14 protein-coding genes are annotated in these 19,006 nt (G+C 58.2%); 12 read left to right on the plus strand and 2 right to left on the minus strand.

Going from position 1 to position 19,006, the window contains the following annotated elements; translation table 11 throughout:
* The first annotated feature begins 84 nt into the window (after positions 1 to 84).
* The 10 genes from pal (at position 85) to serA (ending at position 13,167) form a co-directional block, all read left to right on the plus strand.
* Positions 85 to 588, plus strand: a complete 504-nt coding sequence (gene pal, locus DHN55_RS09270) for a peptidoglycan-associated lipoprotein Pal (protein ID WP_108881006.1) — start codon at positions 85 to 87, stop codon at positions 586 to 588.
* A gap of 226 nt (positions 589 to 814) precedes the next feature.
* Positions 815 to 2,143, plus strand: coding sequence for a tol-pal system protein YbgF (gene ybgF, locus DHN55_RS09275; RefSeq protein WP_108881007.1), 1,329 nt, complete (start codon positions 815 to 817; stop codon positions 2,141 to 2,143).
* The gene (gene tilS / locus DHN55_RS09280) at positions 2,127 to 3,428 is read left to right on the plus strand and encodes a tRNA lysidine(34) synthetase TilS (RefSeq protein ID WP_337660089.1); all 1,302 of its coding nucleotides are present in this window, start codon (positions 2,127 to 2,129) and stop codon (positions 3,426 to 3,428) included. The genes ybgF and tilS overlap by 17 nt, the downstream gene beginning before the upstream one ends.
* 132 nt (positions 3,429 to 3,560) lie before the next feature.
* A complete protein-coding gene (gene ftsH, locus DHN55_RS09285; RefSeq protein ID WP_337660090.1) occupies positions 3,561 to 5,480 on the plus strand; it encodes an ATP-dependent zinc metalloprotease FtsH in 1,920 nt (639 codons plus the stop codon).
* 118 nt (positions 5,481 to 5,598) lie between these two features.
* A complete protein-coding gene (folP, locus tag DHN55_RS09290) occupies positions 5,599 to 6,657 on the plus strand; it encodes a dihydropteroate synthase (RefSeq protein ID WP_108881009.1) in 1,059 nt (352 codons plus the stop codon).
* A gap of 98 nt (positions 6,658 to 6,755) precedes the next feature.
* On the plus strand, positions 6,756 to 8,102 hold the full coding sequence (gene glmM, locus DHN55_RS09295; RefSeq protein WP_108881010.1) for a phosphoglucosamine mutase: 1,347 nt from the start codon (positions 6,756 to 6,758) through the stop codon (positions 8,100 to 8,102).
* A gap of 261 nt (positions 8,103 to 8,363) precedes the next feature.
* Positions 8,364 to 9,125, plus strand: a complete 762-nt coding sequence (locus DHN55_RS09300) for an outer membrane beta-barrel protein (RefSeq protein WP_108881011.1) — start codon at positions 8,364 to 8,366, stop codon at positions 9,123 to 9,125.
* Between the two features lie 370 nt (positions 9,126 to 9,495).
* Positions 9,496 to 10,086, plus strand: coding sequence for an outer membrane beta-barrel protein (locus tag DHN55_RS09305; RefSeq protein ID WP_108881012.1), 591 nt, complete (start codon positions 9,496 to 9,498; stop codon positions 10,084 to 10,086).
* Between the two features lie 273 nt (positions 10,087 to 10,359).
* Entirely contained in the window at positions 10,360 to 11,526 is a 1,167-nt protein-coding gene (locus DHN55_RS09310) for a phosphoserine transaminase (RefSeq protein ID WP_108881013.1), read from the plus strand.
* A gap of 54 nt (positions 11,527 to 11,580) precedes the next feature.
* Positions 11,581 to 13,167 carry a phosphoglycerate dehydrogenase gene (gene serA / locus DHN55_RS09315; protein ID WP_108881014.1) on the plus strand — a complete coding sequence of 529 codons (1,587 nt, stop codon included), beginning with the start codon at positions 11,581 to 11,583 and terminating at the stop codon, positions 13,165 to 13,167.
* 2 nt (positions 13,168 to 13,169) lie between these two features.
* On the opposite strand, the gene DHN55_RS09320 is transcribed toward serA, so the two are convergent.
* Complete coding sequence (locus tag DHN55_RS09320) at positions 13,170 to 13,520, minus strand: c-type cytochrome (protein ID WP_337660091.1); 351 nt, start codon at positions 13,518 to 13,520, stop codon at positions 13,170 to 13,172.
* A 173-nt stretch (positions 13,521 to 13,693) separates the two neighbouring features.
* Between DHN55_RS09320 and DHN55_RS09325 the strand changes: the two genes are divergently transcribed.
* Both DHN55_RS09325 and DHN55_RS09330 read left to right on the plus strand, forming a co-directional pair.
* The gene (locus tag DHN55_RS09325) at positions 13,694 to 15,373 is read left to right on the plus strand and encodes a mucoidy inhibitor MuiA family protein (RefSeq protein WP_108881016.1); all 1,680 of its coding nucleotides are present in this window, start codon (positions 13,694 to 13,696) and stop codon (positions 15,371 to 15,373) included.
* A gap of 339 nt (positions 15,374 to 15,712) precedes the next feature.
* Positions 15,713 to 17,014, plus strand: a complete 1,302-nt coding sequence (locus DHN55_RS09330) for an adenylosuccinate synthase (RefSeq protein WP_108881017.1) — start codon at positions 15,713 to 15,715, stop codon at positions 17,012 to 17,014.
* Between the two features lie 15 nt (positions 17,015 to 17,029).
* Here DHN55_RS09330 and DHN55_RS09335 read toward each other — a convergent pair whose 3' ends face one another.
* Complete coding sequence (locus tag DHN55_RS09335; protein ID WP_337660092.1) at positions 17,030 to 18,874, minus strand: putative bifunctional diguanylate cyclase/phosphodiesterase; 1,845 nt, start codon at positions 18,872 to 18,874, stop codon at positions 17,030 to 17,032.
* Between the last annotated feature and the right edge of the window lie 132 nt (positions 18,875 to 19,006).

Here is a 19,006-nt window from a genome sequence, read left to right on the forward strand (position 1 = left end):
AATTTGCCGCGTTGCGTTTGAGCCTGGTGGGGCTGGCTTTGCAACAAGCGGGTGGACAACTGGATGCCACAAGGAGTGGGATAAATGTTTCGCAACAATGCAGGCCGCAAGGTCGCACTTGCATTCGTAGGAATGCTGGTGCTGGCCGGGTGCTCGAAATCAGAAAAACCTGATTTGCTGTCACAAAGCCCTAACAATGCGACCCGGGTTGCACCGGGCTCTGAACGGGATTTCATCGTTAATGTCGGTGATCGCATCTACTTCCTGGTGGACCAGACCACGTTGACGCCTGAGGGCATGGAAACGCTGCGCCGCCAGGCCCAGTGGCTGGCACAATATCCGAACGTTACCATCCAGGTCGAGGGCCATGCCGATGAGCGCGGCACGCGTGAGTACAATATTGCGCTGTCTGCCCGCCGGTCCACAGCGACCCGCGAGTTCCTGATATCACAAGGTGTGTCGGCGCAACGTGTCGCCACGCTTGCCTATGGCAAGGAGCGCCCCGTCGCGCTTTGCGATGCGGAAAGCTGCTGGGCGCAGAACCGCCGGGCCGTAACTGCCATAACAGGTGGTGCATCCCCTGGTTGATGCCGGATTACCGGGCGACTTTATGTGTTGAACGGCTCGCGGCGCGCCCGCGGGCCTTTCTGCATAGCAAGCCTGAAACGGCTATCTGTCCAAGTTTGACCGGATTTAGCGGGCAAATTGAACGGATATTGACTTGTGACTGAACCAAACCCGGATTGAGAAATCAGCCGGACACCGTTACAATTCTATTCCATCGGCACACAAATTCGCTTGAGGGACTGCATTCATGATCAAACAGCTCAAACGCTCTATGGCAATCTCGTTGCTGGGACTTGCCGTTTTGCCGGCGGGTTCCGCATTTGCGCAATCGGATCAATGGAATTCGCTGTATGACCGGATTATCCGGCTGGAAGCGGAAGTCCGCAGGGGCGGTGGCGCCGGGGCAGGTGGCGGCAATGTGCAGATACAGGCACAATTGCAGCAGCTGTCAGCGCAGATGAATGCAATGGCCCAGCAGATATATGACATGCAGCGCGAACTGAACCGGCTGCGTGAACTGGAACGCCAGGGGCTTTTGTTCAAGAAGAAGCGGCAGGTGGCGACGGCTATCGCGCCGCAACAGCAATCCGGGCAATGGGACCAGGGGCAGGTTGCGCCAGCGCCGAACTATGGCAGGTTTGAGCAATCGGTGGAGATTGAGCGTGTGCCATCAGCGGGCGGGCAAATTCCCCGCGGCGGACTGGGCTCCGGACCCCAGGTGCTTGGAACACTGAACCGGAACACCAACCAGGGAGTGCCTGCGGCACCGGCGCAACCGACCTACCTGCCGCCGGCGCAACCATTACAGCCGCAAGCACAGCCTTTGCAGCCGCAGGTACAGCCGCTGCAGCCGCAGGCACAACCGCTGCAGCCGCGAGTGCAGCAACAATGGCAGCAGAACGCCAATCAGCAGCCGCGCCAGGTTCAGGGCGTGCAATCGCAGGCCTTGCCGCCGATTGGCGGCGGCCAGTCTGCCGGTGTTCAGCAACAGCAACAACTTCAGGGTCAGCCGCGCTACCAGCTTCAGCAAGGCCCGCAAGCCTATCAGCCCGAGCCGGTGCAGGAGCCAGGCTTCGACGCTCAGGGACGTCCGTCGCTGGCGCCGGAAAAAGTGGAAACCGCCCTGCTTGACGGCAGTGCGGGTGGCAGTAGTCTCGGTGCCGGATCGACCGGCTCCGGCAATCTGGCTGCAACCAGCCCTGACGGCCTGTTCAAGCAGGCGCAGTCCAGCTACCGGTCACGGGATTTTTCCGGGGCCGTTTCCGGGTTTCGCACATTTGTGACCAAGCACCGGCAACATGAGCTGGCTGATGATGCCCAGTTCCTGCTTGGTGAAGCCTATTATGCGCAGGGCAACTGGAAGCAGGCGGCCCAGACTTATCTGGTGGGTTATCAGAATTTCCCCAAAAGCGACAAACGAGGCTCAAACCTTTTGAAGCTGGGCATGTCGCTGAACAAGCTGGGGCAGAAGAAGCAGGCGTGTTCGACTTTTGCCGAGGTCAACAAGAAGTTCGGCAAGAAGGCCTCATTGCGCAATACCTCGCTCAAAGAAATGCAGCGTGCCGGCTGTAGCTGACATCGAGGTCATTGACGATCACGAAGCAGCGGCACTGTTCTCCCGGCACCTGGCAGGCAAAAACGGTCTCGTCCTGGCCGTTTCCGGCGGCTCTGACTCAATGGCACTCATGCGGCTGGCTGCGCGCTGGAACAGCGCACTGGAACCCCAGGCGCGTCCGGACATTCATGTTGTAACCGTGGATCACGGCTTGCGGCCGGAAGCGGCGGCGGAAGCCGAATTTGTAGTGCGCGAAGCGACGTCGCTGGGACTGTCGGCGCAGATACTGCAATGGGACGGGCCCCATCCCGAGACGGGCGTACCGGCGGCCGCCCGCGAAGCGCGGTATGCACTGATGGCCGAAGTTTGCCGGCACCAGCAAGCAGTGCTGGTAACAGCCCACACGCTTGAGGATCAGGCCGAAACCCTCGTCATGGCGCTGGCAAGAGGCGCCGGTGTCGACGGGCTTTCCGCCATGCAACCGGAAACCGAACTTAACGGGCTGACCGTCATCCGCCCGCTTCTTGAAATTTCCCGGGCACGGTTGCGTGCGACACTGATGCAATCCGGTGTGAGTTGGGTGGAAGATCCCACCAATAGCGATGCCGCATACGAACGGGTGCGGGTGCGTGAGGCCCTCAAGCAGCTGGAACAGCAAGGGGTGAGCCACGCAGACCTGGCGCGTTCGTCGCGCCGGCTTTCGCGGGCGCGGCAAGCGCTGGTTCAGGCTGCAGTTACCCTGACACGCGATGCGGTTGTCCACGAGGCGTCCGGATTTGCGCGTATCGGGCGGGAGCCATTTTTTCAGGCGCCGGATGAAATTCAGCTGCGATGCGTGCTGGCAACCACCAGGGCCTATGGCGGCGGCATGGTGCAGAGCCTTGCCGGTGCGGAAGGACTGCTGGCCTGGATGCAGGCGGGCACGGGAAAGGCAAGGACATTTGGCGGATGCCGCATCGTGCGCAGGGCCGTGGAGTTTGTGGTCGGGCGAGAGGCTGACCGGATCAATGAGGCGCCCGTGCGGATTGAACCGGGACAGTGTATTGCCGAATGGGACCGGCGCTACAATGTTTCAGCGGGTATCAAAGCTGATCCGGCAGAGTTGATGGTGTTGCGTGATGTGGACGAAAACCTGCTGCCGGCGCGGCCGGCAACCGTGCCGGATTTCGTGTGGCAGGGTCTTCCGGTGGTAATTGCCGGTGAAAATCAGGTGATCATGCCGGTTGATGGGGACAATCCCGGCTCGCAACGTCAACAAAATGTCGTGTTCCACCGCATTGCAGGCCCGAAAACGGCTCAATCTTAATTATCCTGCTTGAGTTAATCTTGGCAAAGGATAAAGACGTACCTATGTTAGGTTCAACCGAGATTTTCTATCTGGGTGGCAGTGCTGTTTATATAGGCCATCCCGACACATTCCTGAAAGGATGTATTGCCCGTGGGTAATTTCCGCAACTTCGCCGTGTGGGTGATCATTGCGATGCTCTTGTTCGCTTTGTTCAACCTGTTTCAACAACCCGGCAGCTCGACCCGGGCCGACAGCCTGACCTATTCAGAGTTTATTGCGAAGGTGGAAGCCGGTACGGTGCGTGATGTCACCATTGCGGGCGACCAGATTACCGGCAAGCTGAACGATGGCAAGGCGTTTGAAACCTTTGCGCCGAATGACCCCAACCTAGTCACCACACTCAGCGAAAAGGGTGTCAACATCAGTGCCCAGGCCGCCAACAGCGATGGCGCCTTCCCGGGCATGCTGCTGTCATGGTTCCCGATCCTGCTGATGATCGGTGTGTGGATTTTCTTCATGCGCCAGATGCAGGCCGGTTCCGGCAAGGCAATGGGCTTCGGCAAGTCGAAGGCCAAATTGCTGACCGAGCGCCATGGCCGGGTGATGTTTGAAGATGTTGCGGGCGTCGATGAAGCCAAGGAAGACCTGGAAGAGGTTGTGGAATTCCTGCGTGATCCGCACAAGTTCCAGCGTCTTGGCGGCAAGATTCCAAAAGGTGCTCTGCTGGTCGGGCCTCCCGGCACCGGCAAGACATTGCTGGCGCGCGCCGTTGCCGGCGAAGCCAATGTGCCTTTCTTCACCATATCGGGTTCGGATTTTGTCGAGATGTTTGTTGGCGTTGGCGCCAGCCGTGTGCGCGACATGTTCGAGCAGGCCAAGAAAAATGCCCCCTGCATCATCTTCATCGACGAGATTGATGCCGTCGGCCGGCACCGCGGCGCAGGCCTCGGCGGCGGCAATGACGAGCGCGAGCAGACACTCAACCAGTTGCTTGTTGAGATGGACGGCTTTGAAGCCAATGAAGGTGTCATCCTGGTTGCCGCGACCAACCGTCCGGACGTTCTGGACCCGGCCCTGTTGCGCCCGGGCCGTTTTGACCGGCAGATTGTCGTGCCGAACCCGGATGTGAAAGGCCGCGAGAAAATCCTGAAGGTGCATATGCGCAATGTGCCGCTGGCACCGGATGTCAATGCCAAGACGATTGCCCGCGGTACGCCGGGCTTTTCGGGCGCTGATCTTGCCAACCTGGTCAACGAGGCGGCTTTGCTTGCGGCGCGCCGCTCACGGCGCCTGGTGACGCAGTCGGACTTTGAAGACGCCAAGGACAAGGTCATGATGGGCGCGGAGCGCCGCTCCATGGCCATGAACGAGGAAGAAAAGCGGCTTACCGCCTATCATGAGGGCGGTCATGCCATCGTTGCCATGAACGTGCCGGCGGCTGACCCTGTTCACAAGGCGACCATCATTCCGCGCGGCCGGGCGCTGGGCATGGTCATGCAGTTGCCCGAGGGCGACCGCTATTCCATGAAGTTCAAGCAGATGACGTCGCGGCTTGCCATCATGATGGGCGGACGCGTGGCCGAAGAACTGACCTTCGGCGCCGACAATGTGACGTCGGGCGCGCAATCCGACATCGACCAGGCGACCAAGCTCGCCCGGGCGATGATCACGCAGTGGGGCTACTCCAAGGAACTTGGCATGGTGTCTTACGGTGATAACCAGGAAGAAGTATTCCTTGGGCACTCCGTGGCCAGGACCCAGAATATGTCGGAAGAGACAGCCCGCAAGATCGACAGTGAAATCAAGCGGCTGGTGGATGACGGCTACAAGACCGCCCGCACGATCCTGACCAAGAAGAAGAAGGATCTGGAAGCACTGGCGCAAGGGCTGCTTGAATACGAGACCCTGTCGGGTGATGAGATTACCGACCTTCTGAACGGCAAGCCGCCGTCGCGCGATGACGATGACAGCGCCAAGCCGAAGGCGAAGCCGGGATCATCAGTGCCGGTTACCAAGAAGAAAAAGGGTGATGAAGGGTCCGGCGAGCTGGAGCCGCAACCACAAACCTGAGTTTTCGATGCATGTTGCTACAGGCCGGATTTTCCCGATGGGAAAGTCCGGCCGATTTTTGTATAAGTCAGCCTGGGTTTGCAGGTGATGCCATCCTGATCTAGAGGGCCATTTCAACATGACCAGTTTGTATGTTCGCCCGGCCGGGCTGGTGTATGGCGCGGACGCGGCCCTGGCGATCGAAGCCGGCGCGGGCCTGCCGCTGGCAGGCGGGCGCATCTGCTGGACCATGGCGCTGGTCAGCGAAGATCGCGGTTCAAGCTGGACACCACGCAAGGTGGCCGCCCTCAAGGCGTCGCGTGACCATGATGTTGCAGGCTGGGTAAATCGGTTGAGCGCACCGCGCAAACCCGTTGCGGGTCTTGCGATGGATGCCTGCCATATCATGGGTATCGTCAATACCACGCCTGACAGTTTTTCCGACGGTGGCGTCAATGCGGATGCTGACAAGGCCATCGTCAACGCCAGGGCCATGGCAGATGCCGGCGCGGTGCTGCTGGATGTCGGCGGCGAGTCAACGCGCCCCGGATCCGATCCTGTGGACGAGATGGAGGAATGGCGGCGCATCGAACCGGTCATAACGACTCTCGTTGCTGACGGGTTGAGCGTGTCATGCGACACCCGCAAAGCGGCTATCATGCAAAAGGTGACAGAAGCCGGTGTTGCAATGATCAATGACGTGAGCGCATTGACCTATGACACTGACGCCCTGGCTGCCACCGCTTCGTCGGGTTTGCCGGTGTGCCTGATGCATGCGCAGGGTGATCCCAAGACCATGCAGCAGAAGCCTGAATACGACAACGTCCTGCTGGACGTTTACGACTGGCTGGACAAGCGTATTGAGACAGTTGAAGCATCCGGCATTTCGCGCGACCGTATCATTGCCGATCCCGGGATCGGTTTCGGCAAGACGTTCGACCATAATCTGGAGCTTTTAGCCGGGCTTGCCCTGTTTCACGGCCTTGGCGTGCCGGTTATGCTGGGTGCGTCGCGCAAAGGTTTCATCGGCTCCGTGACAGGCGAAAAGGTGGCCGCCAACAGGCAGACCGGATCTGCAACAGCCGCCCTGCTGGGCGCGATGTCGGCTGCCCAGTTTGTGCGTGTGCATGATGTGCCGGCGACGCGCCATGCACTGAGTATGTGGCGAGCAACAACCGCTCGGGACCAAGACTTGTAAACGCTGACGGTTTGCTTTGGTTTTAGCCGAAGTTTGGGTACATTGGTGCGCTATCAAAGACACTGGGTCTGATGTGCACAGCTGGCAGGGACTATCGAATGGACAAGGAATTTTTCGGCACTGACGGCGTACGGGGCAAGGCCAACAGCTATCCCATGCGGGCAGACACCGTGTTGAAAATCGGCATGGCGGCAGGCGCGTTGTACCGGCGCGGCAACCACCGTCATCGCGTGGTGATCGGAAAGGATACCCGGCTTTCCGGTTACATGGTGGAACAGGCCCTTACAGCCGGGTTTCTGTCCACCGGCATGGATGTGTTTTTGTTCGGGCCGGTTCCGACCCCGGCGGTTGCCATGCTGACCCGGTCGATGCGGGCTGACCTCGGTGTCATGCTGTCGGCTTCACACAACCCCTACCATGACAACGGCATCAAGATATTCGGCCCCGACGGCTACAAGCTGTCTGATGACCAGGAAAACGAAATCCAGAAACTGGTGCTGGCGCCCGATACAATTTCACTGGCGGCATCGGAACACATTGGCCGCGCCAAGCGTATTGAAGATGCCCAGGCCCGCTATATCGAGTTTGTAAAGAGCTCGTTTCCGAAGGAACTGACGCTTGATGGTCTGCGCGTCGTTGTCGACTGTGCCAATGGTGCGTCCTACCAGGTGGCGCCAACAGCCTTGTGGGAACTTGGTGCGGAAGTGATACCGGTCGGGGTCGAACCGAACGGCTTCAACATAAACGACGAGTGCGGCTCCACCCATCCACAGAAAGTGGCCGCGCAGGTGCGTAAGATGCGCGCCGATATCGGCATATCGCTGGATGGTGACGCGGACCGCTGCATTCTCGTCGATGAAAACGGCAATGTCATCGATGGCGACCAGGTCATGGCCCTGATTGCGACCTCCTGGTACAAGCAGGACCTGCTGCGCGGTGACGGGCTGGTTGCGACCATTATGTCCAACCTTGGCCTCGAACGCCTGATGGCCTCTCACAACCTGACGCTCGAGCGTACCCGGGTCGGCGACCGCTATGTCGTGGAACGCATGCGTTCAGGCGGTTTCAATGTGGGCGGTGAGCAGTCGGGACATGTTGTGCTGTCGGATTTCAATACGACCGGCGATGGCCTGATTGCAGCGCTCCAGGTGCTGGCGGTGCTGGTGCAGAACGGCGGTTCGGTAAGTGATATCTGCCGGATGTTCGAACCGGTTCCGCAGGTGTTGAAAAATGTCCGCTATGGTGCCGGCAAGCCGCTGGAGCAGGACCCGGTCATCAAGGCGATTGCCGCGGCAGAAGAGAAGCTGGGTAATTCGGGCAGGCTGGTCATTCGAAAATCCGGAACCGAGCCGCTGATCCGCGTCATGGCGGAAGGCGACAATGCCGACCTGGTAACTTCCGTGGTCGACGACATCGTCGCCGAGGTTCAGCGTCACGCCGCCTAGCGCGGGCACTCCAGTATCCGGAATCCGGTTTTTAAGCTGGTTGAATAGCTGAAAAACTCCTGTTTTGCGCGGTTGTCCTGCACTTTTCGGGCGTCCTCGAAAAAACTGCAAACATGCTTAAGAGGTTCTTAAGCGGTTTGGTTAATTATCTCCATTGAAGGTTTGGTCCAGACGGTATCCGGAACATGAAACCGGGATTGAACGGCAATTGGCAAGTTTGCTTCTCAACCATGAGAAGCGTTCAGTGAATGGAGAGTACAAATGATGGGTCGCACGCTGCTGAGAGTGTGTTTCGCTGCACTGGGGTTGAGCGTTGCTGGGGCAGCTCACTCCGCGGACTATGACGGCCGGTTGCCGGATGACGGTTTTAGTGGCTTTCTGGGTTGTCTGTATGCCCGTGTTGACGGCGGCGCATCGATGTATGATCGCCCCAATGTCATTCAGCCAATCGGCAACGGCTTTAGCAGCGATGGCGCGGGGAGTTATACCTCTACGGCGATTAACCCGGAGATTGATCCGACCGGTTTCTTTGAAGGCGGTCTCGGCTGTCAGGTGTCCAGCAGCCTGCGCATCGAGGTCACCGGAGGCATCCATCTTAAATCATCCCTGACCGATGCGTTTACAGGCGTTGATCCGGATACACTGAGTGCAGATATCGGATCACAGCACGTATTTGTCTCAACATTCTGGGATATCACCAACTATGGCGGGTTCACACCATATGTCGGCGGCGGCATTGGTGCAGCAAGGCATGAGATATCGGGATTGACCGGTCCGTTAGGCGCGGCTGACGGCAGTCAATACGACTTCGCTTATCATGTCAGTATCGGTGTTGCCTACGACATTACATCGAACCTGAAGTTTGATCTGGCCTATCGCTACATTGATCTGGGAGAGGTTATTTCGGGAATTGATACCGCACCACCTGTTGGTGTTGATTCTGGAGCCATGAGCGTAGACAGCATTCAAGCTCATGAAGTAAAGGTCGGCCTGCGCTATCATTTCGGAGAGTCTACCTGGTAACAGACTTACGGAGGGCGATCTCCGTTAAAGAAAGACCCCGTATTTTTTGAGGGGAAACGAAGGCTCGCATGTTCAGGATTCCGGCGGTGGAACCAGGCATGCGGGCCTGTTTTTTGGCTGATGGTTAAGGGTGAGTAACCCGAACGTGTCGCAACGGCGCGAATTTGACGTCATTTTGGTAACCTTGGTAAGACGTCGTTTTGATGCCTCAATGACGACCGCAAACAGACACCTTGATCCGGTATTTCTCTGTCTCATGCGAGTGGGCGGATGTGCATGTTTCATGACCTGTTGGGCAACAACAGATCAGGCATGAACATCTACAAAGCAGGGATACCCCTAGAGTATCGGGGAAAAGGAGTTAGAGGTGATGAGTTTTCTGAAAACGGGCCTTCTGGCCACAACTATTGTTGCGTTCATGGCGCCGGCAGCTATTGCCGCCGATATCGATACAGCGCCGCAACCGGCGCCTGCGCCTTTCGTGCAGCAGGACGATAATTATGTGTCGGGCTGGTATGTTCGGGGTGATGCGGGATTTTCGTGGCTCGACATCAGTGGTCTTGGTGACGGTGGTGCTGCCGTTGCAGGCGGTGGTGTGGGTTATCAGATCAACCAGTATTTCCGTACGGATCTGCGCGCTGATCATGCATTTGACCACGATGCGGGCCCATTTGACGTGAGCGCCACCACAGTGTTGTGGAACGCCTATGTTGATGTGCCATTGTCCATGGGCTTCACACCCTATGTCGGCATTGGTGCGGGCTATGGCTTCGTTGATTATTCCGGCGCGGGTTCACCTTCGGATGACGAAGGCTTTGCCTGGACAGCGACCGCTGGTGTTGCATTCCAGATGAGCCAGAATATCACGCTGGACGCGGGCTATAACTACCGTGAGATCGATGTTTCAGGCCCCAACTATGCCGATCATGTCGTGACCGGCGGTCTGCGCTGGAGCTTCTAGATCGCTTTCGAAAAAAATCAGCCAGGTGACATCTGGTTGTGACAACCAGTCGTCACGCTGATCGTGAATGTCTGCCTGACAGTCTTGTGGCGGCACAGCACCTGACGGCCTGCTCTTCTCCCGGAGCAGGCCGTTTTGTTTTGTTGACTTCTCATTTACCTGCATCAGCACTGCGTCGAATTCGCACTTGATTGCAGGCACGCCTTCCAGTATCCCGGTCAGTGGGACACCTCTCCCCAACGAGAGGCTTTTCATCTGGAAGGATGACCAGAAATGACTATTGCAAAACCGGCAGCGCGGCCGGCCAACCCGCGTTTTTCGTCCGGCCCATGTGCCAAGATACCCGGCTGGACAACCGATATCCTGAAATCTGCCTTTCTCGGACGCTCGCATCGCGCAGGCGACGGCAAGCTGCGTCTGAAACGCGCGATTGACCTGACGCGAGACGTGCTGCAGGTGCCGGACGACTACCTGATCGGTATCGTGCCCGCCTCCGACACTGGTGCGGTTGAAATGGCCATGTGGAGTCTGCTGGGTGAGCGTGGCGTGGACATGCTGGCCTGGGAAAGCTTCGGCGAGGGCTGGGTGACCGACGCGGTCAAGCAACTCAAGCTGGATGATGTGCGGCTGATCAAGGCAGGCTATGGCGAGCTGCCGGACTTGTCTGAAGTTGATTTTGACCGTGACGTGGTCTTCACCTGGAACGGCACGACCAGCGGTGTGCGAGTGCCAGATGGCGATTTCATCCCGGCAGACAGGGCAGGGCTGACCATATGCGATGCAACGTCAGCTGCATTTGCGCAGCGGCTGGATTTTTCAAAACTCGATGTGGTGACCTATTCCTGGCAGAAGGTGCTCGGCGGAGAAGGCGGTCACGGCATGCTGATCCTGTCGCCACGTGCTGTTGAGCGGCTGGAACATTATACGCCGCCATGGCCGCTGCCCAAGATTTTCCGTCTGACCAAGGCCGGCAAGATAAATACCGGTGTCTTCAGGGGCGAAACCATCAATACGCCGTCCATGTTGTGTGTTGAGGATTACATCAAGGCACTGGAGTGGGCGCAGTCCGCCGGTGGCCTGGGTGGACTGATGGCGCGTGCCGATGCCAATGCGGGTGCGCTGAACGCCTGGGTCGATCGCACTGACTGGATTGAAAACCTGGCCGTGGCAAAAGCAACCCGCTCGAACACGTCCGTGTGCCTGAAACTGTCGGCGACCGCGGTATCCGGGCTGAGTGACGACGAGGCAGCCGGCCTGCCAAAGAAAATCGTCAGGCTTCTGGAGGCCGAAGAAGCGGCGTTCGACATTGGCGCCTATCGCGATGCACCGGCTGGCCTTCGCATCTGGTGTGGCGCAACGGTTGAAACGTCCGATGTGGAAGCACTGACGTCCTGGCTTGACTGGGCCTACGTGCAGGCATCTGCGTCGACTGCCGCCTGAAGAACCCGACATTTCACCTGAACAAACAGAATTTCCAAAACCGGAGCAAGCCCGATGGCACCTCGTGTACTCGTATCTGACAAACTCTCACCCGCCGCGATTGAAATTTTCAAGGCGCGCGGCATCGATGTGGACTTCGAACCTGACCTTGGCAAGGACAAGGATGCGCTGCTGGCGCGCATTGCCGATTATGATGGTCTTGCCATCAGGTCTGCCACCAAGGTCACCGCCAAGATCATAGAGGCTGCAACCAATCTGAAGGTGATCGGCCGGGCGGGAATCGGGGTCGACAATGTTGAAATCCCGGCGGCTTCGGCAAGGGGTATCATCGTGATGAACACGCCGTTCGGCAACACGATCACCACGGCGGAACACGCCATTTCAATGATGCTGGCGCTGGCGCGGCAGATACCGGAAGCCAATGCCTCAACCCAGGCCGGGAAATGGGAGAAATCGCGCTTCATGGGGGTCGAGCTGTTCAACAAGACGCTCGGTCTGATCGGGTGCGGCAATATCGGATCCATAGTTGCCGACAGGGCGCTGGGCCTGCGCATGCGGGTCATCGCCTTTGACCCGTTCCTGTCGGAAGAGCGAGCGGTCGAGCTTGGCGTGGAGAAGGTTGAACTGGAAGACTTGCTGAAGCGTGCGGATTTCATTTCGCTGCATACGCCGCTAACCGACAAGACCCGGAACATCCTGAATGCCAAGGCGATGACGCAGATGAAAAAAGGCGTGCGTATCGTGAATTGTGCCCGCGGCGGCCTGGTGTCCGAAGAAGCGCTCAAGGCGGCCCTTGACGCCGGGCATGTAGCAGGTGCCGCACTGGATGTTTTCGAGGTTGAGCCGGCCAAGGAGAATTCGCTGTTCGGCCATCCGAACGTGGTCTGCACGCCCCACCTTGGCGCGGCCACGTCGGAAGCCCAGGAAAATGTTGCGCTGCAGGTTGCAGAACAGATGTCCGACTATCTGTTGCAGGGTGCCGTTTCCAATGCGCTCAACATGCCGTCAATTTCGGCTGAGGAAGCACCGCGGCTGAAGCCGTTCGTGGCGCTAGCCGAACAGTTGGGGTCATTTGCAGGGCAGGCGACGGAGAGCTCGATCAAGGCTGTTGCGATTGAATACGCAGGCGATGTGGCCGAAATGAACATCCGGGCGCTGACGTCTGCATTGCTGGCAGGTCTGTTCCGCCCCATTCTCGGCGACGTCAACATGGTGTCTGCGCCTGTCATGGCCAAGGAGCGCTCGATCAAGGTGGATGAAGTGCGCCAGACCAAGCGCGGCGTTTATGAGAATTATATCCGGTTGACCGTCAGAACCACCAATCAGGGGCGTTCGGTGGCAGGTACGGTTTTCTCCGACGGCAAGCCGCGTATCATCCAGATCAAGGGCATCAATATGGAAGCTGAACTCGGCAAGCAGATGATTTATGTGACGAACGCGGACAAGCCTGGATTTATCGGCGCGTTTGGGCGCCTTTTGGGTGATGCAGATGTCAATATCGCGACGTTTAACCTCGGTCGTGACGAAGCGGGCGGCAATGCCATCTGCCTGGCAGAGATAGATGGTCGCGTAACGCCGGACCTGCTTGCCAAGATCGAGGCGCTGCCTCAGGTGCAACAGGCCAAGTGCCTGACCTTCTGAGGCTAATCTTCGGCCTTTACCGATTCAATGTAGAACAGCAGGTCTTCGGCCTGCTGTTCGGAAAACTCCCATTTGGGCATCGGATCATGGCCCAGCGGAAGGCCTTCCAGCAGCTGGTCGGCCACGCCTTCCAGTGTCAGGTTTGGCACCAGGGTGGAAAACGGCGGGGATTTTTCCTCTTTACCGGGCCCGGGACCCTCAATTGCGTGGCAGCGCATGCATAACAGTTGCGCGAGTTCCTTGCCGCGCTGAATGACGGCTGCTTCATCGTCGCCGCGCGCCGGTGCCTGCGCGACGGTCATTGCCAGGATCACCAATCCGGACATGACAGGTGTGAACTTGAAAGACAGCAAGATGTAACTTTCCCGGCGCAAAGCGGTATTCTGGCATGGCCAGATGTTTCAATTCAGGCGGCCTATTTCGGTCACCGCCCAGGTTCCGGAAGAACTTTGTGGGTTCAATTGAGCCGATGATGCTCTAGCATAACCTACTTCAGGTCGAGAGTGGCGACTTTGAGGGAAGTCAAATGATGAAATTGCATTGCGTACTGCTGTCTGGTGTTTTTCTGTCGTTAAGTCTCGTACCGGCGCTGGCGGATGAAATTCGAACCGAGCTTGATCTTGTGGAAGTGACGGTGAACCCCCGCGGTGCACAATTGACGCGAACCGGGCTGGTTGAGCTGCCGGCCGGGGCGCATGAACTGGTCCTCGACACGCTGCCGCAGGGGATCATGGCAGCATCGGTGCAGGTCGAGGCAGTGTCTGTCAGCGACGCTGAAATCGGAACTGTTGATGTCTCAAGGATAGCGCTCGATCCCGAGCAGGAAGCAACCGGCAAGCGCAAGTCCTTGCAGGACGAACTGGAAGCGCTGGCACGGGACCGGGCAAGGCATGAGCGTGTACGTGTCGATGCCCAGTTTCGCCGGGCAACGCTTGAACGACTGACAGGCGGCTTTGCAGCGATACCGTTTGCCAGCGGTGACAAACCGGTGCTGTCGCCTGAGCAGATCGGAAACCTGTTGCTGCTGACCAGTCGCGAGCTGTCGGAAATCTCTTCCGTGGTGCTGGAGGCAGACCAGGCGATTGTGCAGATCGGCAAGCGCGAACAGGTTTTGCGGCGCCAGTTGCAATTGCTTGCAACAACGCCGAAGGCACGCACGAGAGTTGCTATTCAGGTCAGCGCATCGGCACCTGCGAAAATGACATTGTCCGTGAAGTATTCGGTGTCTGATGCAGGCTGGCGCCCGGTATATGATGCTCGCCTGAAATTGCCGGCGGGCGGAAAACCGGCGGAGTTGAAGCTGGTGCAGCGCGCCCTTGTGTATCAGCGGTCCGGAGAGGCGTGGGACGGCGTGGCCCTGAAGCTGTCCACAGCCACAGTGACCGGGCGGACGGCTTCTCCCATCCTGCAGCCTGTCGCCATCGGGCCACAGCCGGACAAGGTGCGGCCAGCTCAACCGGCGCTTGAAAGCTTTTCCGATACAACCGGTACGCAGGAAATGCGGTCAAAGACTGCCGCTGGACTTGCCGCATCGGCGCCAGCGCCGGTTCGACAGCGTCAGGCCGAAGTCAGCAATGCCGGGTTTCATGCGGTTTATTCAATTGCCGGGCAGACAAGCGTGCCCAACAGCGGTGCCTTGAAATCTGTGCGCATTGGTGCCCGGACGGTTGAACCGGCAATACGAGTTGATACAGCACCGCACGTCGATCCGGTCGGCTACCTGACAGGCGTTTTCACGATTGCGGGCGAGACCCCGTTGCTTGCCGGTGAGGTTTCGCTGTTTCGGGACGGCGTGTTTGCGGGCAAGGCCCGCATGCGCCAGATTGCACCTGGAGAAGAAACCGAACTCGGGTTTGGCCGTGATGATCTGGTTCGCGTCATCCGACGGGAAGTTGAGAACACCGCAGGCTCCAGTGGCATCATTACCGAACAGAGCACCCTGAGGCGATTGTATGTGACCAGTATCGAAAACCTGCATACGTTTGCTGTCCAGGTGCACGTTACAGACAGAATGCCCTATTCCACCCACGAAGAGGTCGTGGTGGACATGTTGCGTGAGACAACCGAGCCGAGCGTGACTGAACCGGACAACAAAAAAGGGATTGTGGTATGGGATGTGCCGCTTGAACCTCAGGCAAAGTCCGAAATCAGGTTCGGTTACACCGTCGTGCATCCCTCCCAGATGAAGCTGGCGATACCGCGCTAGACCACAAACCTGCCCGGTTCAGGTACAGTTCAGCGGATAAAGGTCGCAGACTGTCCACAGGATTGCCGCTGCGGCACTGCGCAGCAGGCATTTTGCTTTCCAAACGGGTGATACCAAAGGCCAGTTTTTCGCGTCCACTGGACATTGTCATGCTCCACTTGTGGTCGGCCAGGCCACGGCGTGAAGCATGCCTAGCCAGTAAACGCGAAAAATTGGTCAAAGGTGTCAATAATCGGTTCCTTTGGTATTGGTAGCAGTGTAAAGACTTGCAACGGCCCTGCTGCTTGAACGCGGTGAGGGCCGTTCGCTTTTCTTAATGCAACTTGGGTGGGCCTGGAGATGGCAAATGTAGTGGTGGTTGGCGCTCAGTGGGGCGACGAGGGCAAGGGCAAGCTGGTCGACTGGCTGTCTGAGCGCGCAGATGTGGTTGCGCGGTTCCAGGGTGGGCACAATGCGGGTCACACACTGGTCATTGACGGAGTGACCTATAAGCTGTCCCTGTTGCCATCCGGCATTGTGCGCCCCGGCAAGTTGTCGATTATCGGCAACGGCGTGGTAATTGATCCCTGGGCACTTGGTGACGAGATAGACCGGTTGGTGTCGCAGGGCGTGGACGTAACGCCGGACAATCTGCGTATCGCGGAAAACGCAGTGCTCATTCTGCCGCTGCATCGTGAGCTGGACGGCATGCGCGAAGTCGCCGCCGGTGCCGGCAAGATCGGTACCACGGGGCGCGGCATCGGGCCGGCGTACGAGGACAAGACGGGCCGGCGTGCAATCCGTGTGTATGACCTGAAAAACCAGGCAACGCTGGACGCCAAGATCGAACGGCTGCTGGCGCATCACAATGCGCTGCGGCGCGGGTTGGGCGAAGCCGAAGTGGACGGACGTGCGCTGCGCGAGGAGCTGCTGGCCATCGCTCCGCGTATACTTCCCTTCATGGATACCACATGGGGCTTGCTGGACGATGCACGGCGGCAGCAAAAGCGCGTCCTGTTTGAAGGGGCGCAAGGTATCATGCTGGATATTGACCACGGCACTTATCCATTTGTGACATCGTCCAACACGGTTGCAGCTCAGGCAGCAACCGGTTCCGGTGTTGGCCCCGATATGCTGAATTATGTACTTGGCATCGCCAAGGCCTATACGACGCGGGTCGGTTCAGGCCCGTTCCCGTCAGAGCTGTTTGATGAAACCGGCGAGAAGCTCGGCGAGCGCGGCCGCGAATTCGGGACTGTCACCGGCCGCAAGCGGCGCTGTGGCTGGTTTGACGCGGTGATGGTGCGTCAGGCGATCAAAACCGCCGGTATTTCCGGTATTGCGCTGACCAAGCTTGATGTCCTGGATGGCTTTGAGGAAATCAAGGTTTGCACCGGTTACAAGCTTGATGGTGAAACGATCGAGCGGCTGCCGGCGGGGCAGGGCGCGCAAGCACGGGTCGAACCGGTGTTTTCCAGCTTTGAAGGTTGGAGTGATACGACAGCCGGCGCACGTTCGTGGGCGGAGTTGCCGGCCCAGGCAGTGAAGTATGTACGCCAGATCGAGGAACTGATTGATTGTCCGATTGCGCTTCTGTCCACCAGCCCTGAGCGTGAAGACACCATCTTGATGCGCGATCCGTTCGAGGACCAGGTAAGATAGCCAAAACCGGCCCGTCTAGCCTGAAACCACCTCGGCGCCATCGACGTCAGCCTGGCCGCCGGTCTGGCGGCGTATGTATTCAGCGAATTCACTGATAACAACCGATGCCAGCGAGGTCTGCGGAATGGCTTTTCCGAACAGATATCCTTGTGAATAGTCGCAACCGAGGTCCGCGACCCGCGTTGCGTGGTTCTCGGTTTCAATGCCTTCCGCTGTGACCTTCATGTCCAGCAGGCGTCCAACTTCGACAATCTTGGACAGCAGGGCATGGGCTTTTGGGTTGTGGTCGGATGCGCGAATGAATGCCTGGTCCACCTTCAGTTTGTCGAAGGTGAAGCGCCACAGATAGTTGAGACTGGAGTATCCCGTTCCGAAGTCGTCCAGTGCGATCTTGATGCCCAGTGCCTGCAGCTCGGAGAGCTGCTTGAATACTGGATCAGTGTCGCCGATCATGATGCCTTCGGTCACTTCAAGTTCGATGCGACCGGGATCGACGCGGGTGTCCTTGATGATTTTCTGCACTTCGAAAACAAGATTTCCGGAGTTGAACTGCTGGACCGACAGATTGACCGCCATGCCGATGTGTTTGGGGAGGCCGGCGACAGTTTTGCAGGCCTCGCGCAGTGTCCACAGGCCGATTTCCTCAATGCGGCCGATGCGTTCAGCGACAGGGATGAACTTGTCCGGGCCGATTTTTTCACCATCGGCGGTGGTCAGTCTCAGCAAGGCTTCGAAACTGCACAGCTTGCGGGTTCTGGACTCTACGACAGGCTGATAGTGCAGTTCGAATTCATTGTTCTGGCAGGCGTCTTCGACAGCTGCCGCGATACGGTCAATTTCACGGAATTCCAAAACGGTGTCGCTGTCATAGGTGACCAATTGATGACCACCATTGGTCTTTGCTGCGCGCAGTGCGAGTTCGGCGTGGTGATGCAGTTCATCACAGCTGTGAAGACCAGCGGTTGATGTTGCCGCGCCAATGCTGGCAGACAGGCGAATAACGTTCTGTCCGAAGTTGAAGGGTTGCAGGAATGCCTGCTGCAGCGTCTTGTGCATGCGCTTGCCGGTTGTCTCGTCGGCGATGACGCCAAACGTATCGCCATTGATGTGCGCGCAAACAACGGAGTTGCCGCAGGCAAGGCGCAGTCTCTCCGCCACCAGTCTCAGCAACATGTTGCCGACCGAGTTGCCCAGCCGTTCATTGACGCGGGTGAAGCGGTCCAGGTTGAGCAGGTACAGATTGGTCGTCGTATGTTGCGCCACCTCCTGCGAATGAGCCGTTGCCAGCATCTCCAGAAATGCGGGCTGGTTGGGCATGCCGGTTATTGAATCGTTCTCGTTCGAACGGTTCGAGTTGCGCAGCGCTTCCTGGCGGGATGCGAGCCTGGCCATCAAACTCACAAACAGCAGAAAACTGATTGCGATTGAAAATATGGCGCCAATCTTGATCGCTCCAACCACCAAAACATCATGGAAACCACTGGCGTCCACGTCAGTTACGATCGTGCCGATTTTCCTGCCACCGTTGGTGATCGGCAAGGTAATCCTGGTGTGGAATGCCGGCCTTGCCGCATTGGGCGGCGATGCGGCGTCATCAACCAGAACCCTCAGAGTTCCGGCTTTATCATAAATGCGATATCCCAGGATCGGGCCGACAGACTGGACGTTGCCAAGGCTTCGAACCGGTTGAGCATTTCGTCGTGGCGTTGTCAGGAGTTGCGGAAGATACGGAGTGGTTTCAGCGATCTGGGTGGACCAGGCGTGGGCCAGTTCAACAGCTTTTTCATGAGAGAGGCGGTTGATTTCAATCCGCGCGAAGTTGATCCCGACGACCAGCAGCAGGGCACCGACACAAAACAAAAACGCGTTTGTCAGAAAACGCGGTGTTTTTTGGAATCCCAGAACCTTCAGCAAAGCTATTTCAGCTGGTGAGCCAACCGCCCCGATTGTTCATGCGTGCCGTTGAACAATAGCGGATCGGGGTTTCGAAAG

Origin of the sequence: Anderseniella sp. Alg231-50 (assembly GCF_900149695.1) — a bacterium.
Taxonomy (GTDB): domain Bacteria; phylum Pseudomonadota; class Alphaproteobacteria; order Rhizobiales; family Aestuariivirgaceae; genus Anderseniella.

What these genes read in the sequence shown, in the direction of transcription:
- pal (WP_108881006.1), top strand. Translation starts at nt 85, where the DNA reads ATGTTTCGCAACAATGCAGGCCGCAAGGTCGCACTTGCATTCGTAGGA.
- ybgF (WP_108881007.1), top strand. Translation starts at nt 815, where the DNA reads ATGATCAAACAGCTCAAACGCTCTATGGCAATCTCGTTGCTGGGACTT.
- folP (WP_108881009.1), top strand. Translation starts at nt 5,599, where the DNA reads ATGACCAGTTTGTATGTTCGCCCGGCCGGGCTGGTGTATGGCGCGGAC.
- glmM (WP_108881010.1), top strand. Translation starts at nt 6,756, where the DNA reads ATGGACAAGGAATTTTTCGGCACTGACGGCGTACGGGGCAAGGCCAAC.
- DHN55_RS09300 (WP_108881011.1), top strand. Translation starts at nt 8,364, where the DNA reads ATGATGGGTCGCACGCTGCTGAGAGTGTGTTTCGCTGCACTGGGGTTG.
- DHN55_RS09305 (WP_108881012.1), top strand. Translation starts at nt 9,496, where the DNA reads ATGAGTTTTCTGAAAACGGGCCTTCTGGCCACAACTATTGTTGCGTTC.
- DHN55_RS09310 (WP_108881013.1), top strand. Translation starts at nt 10,360, where the DNA reads ATGACTATTGCAAAACCGGCAGCGCGGCCGGCCAACCCGCGTTTTTCG.
- serA (WP_108881014.1), top strand. Translation starts at nt 11,581, where the DNA reads ATGGCACCTCGTGTACTCGTATCTGACAAACTCTCACCCGCCGCGATT.
- DHN55_RS09325 (WP_108881016.1), top strand. Translation starts at nt 13,694, where the DNA reads ATGATGAAATTGCATTGCGTACTGCTGTCTGGTGTTTTTCTGTCGTTA.
- DHN55_RS09330 (WP_108881017.1), top strand. Translation starts at nt 15,713, where the DNA reads ATGGCAAATGTAGTGGTGGTTGGCGCTCAGTGGGGCGACGAGGGCAAG.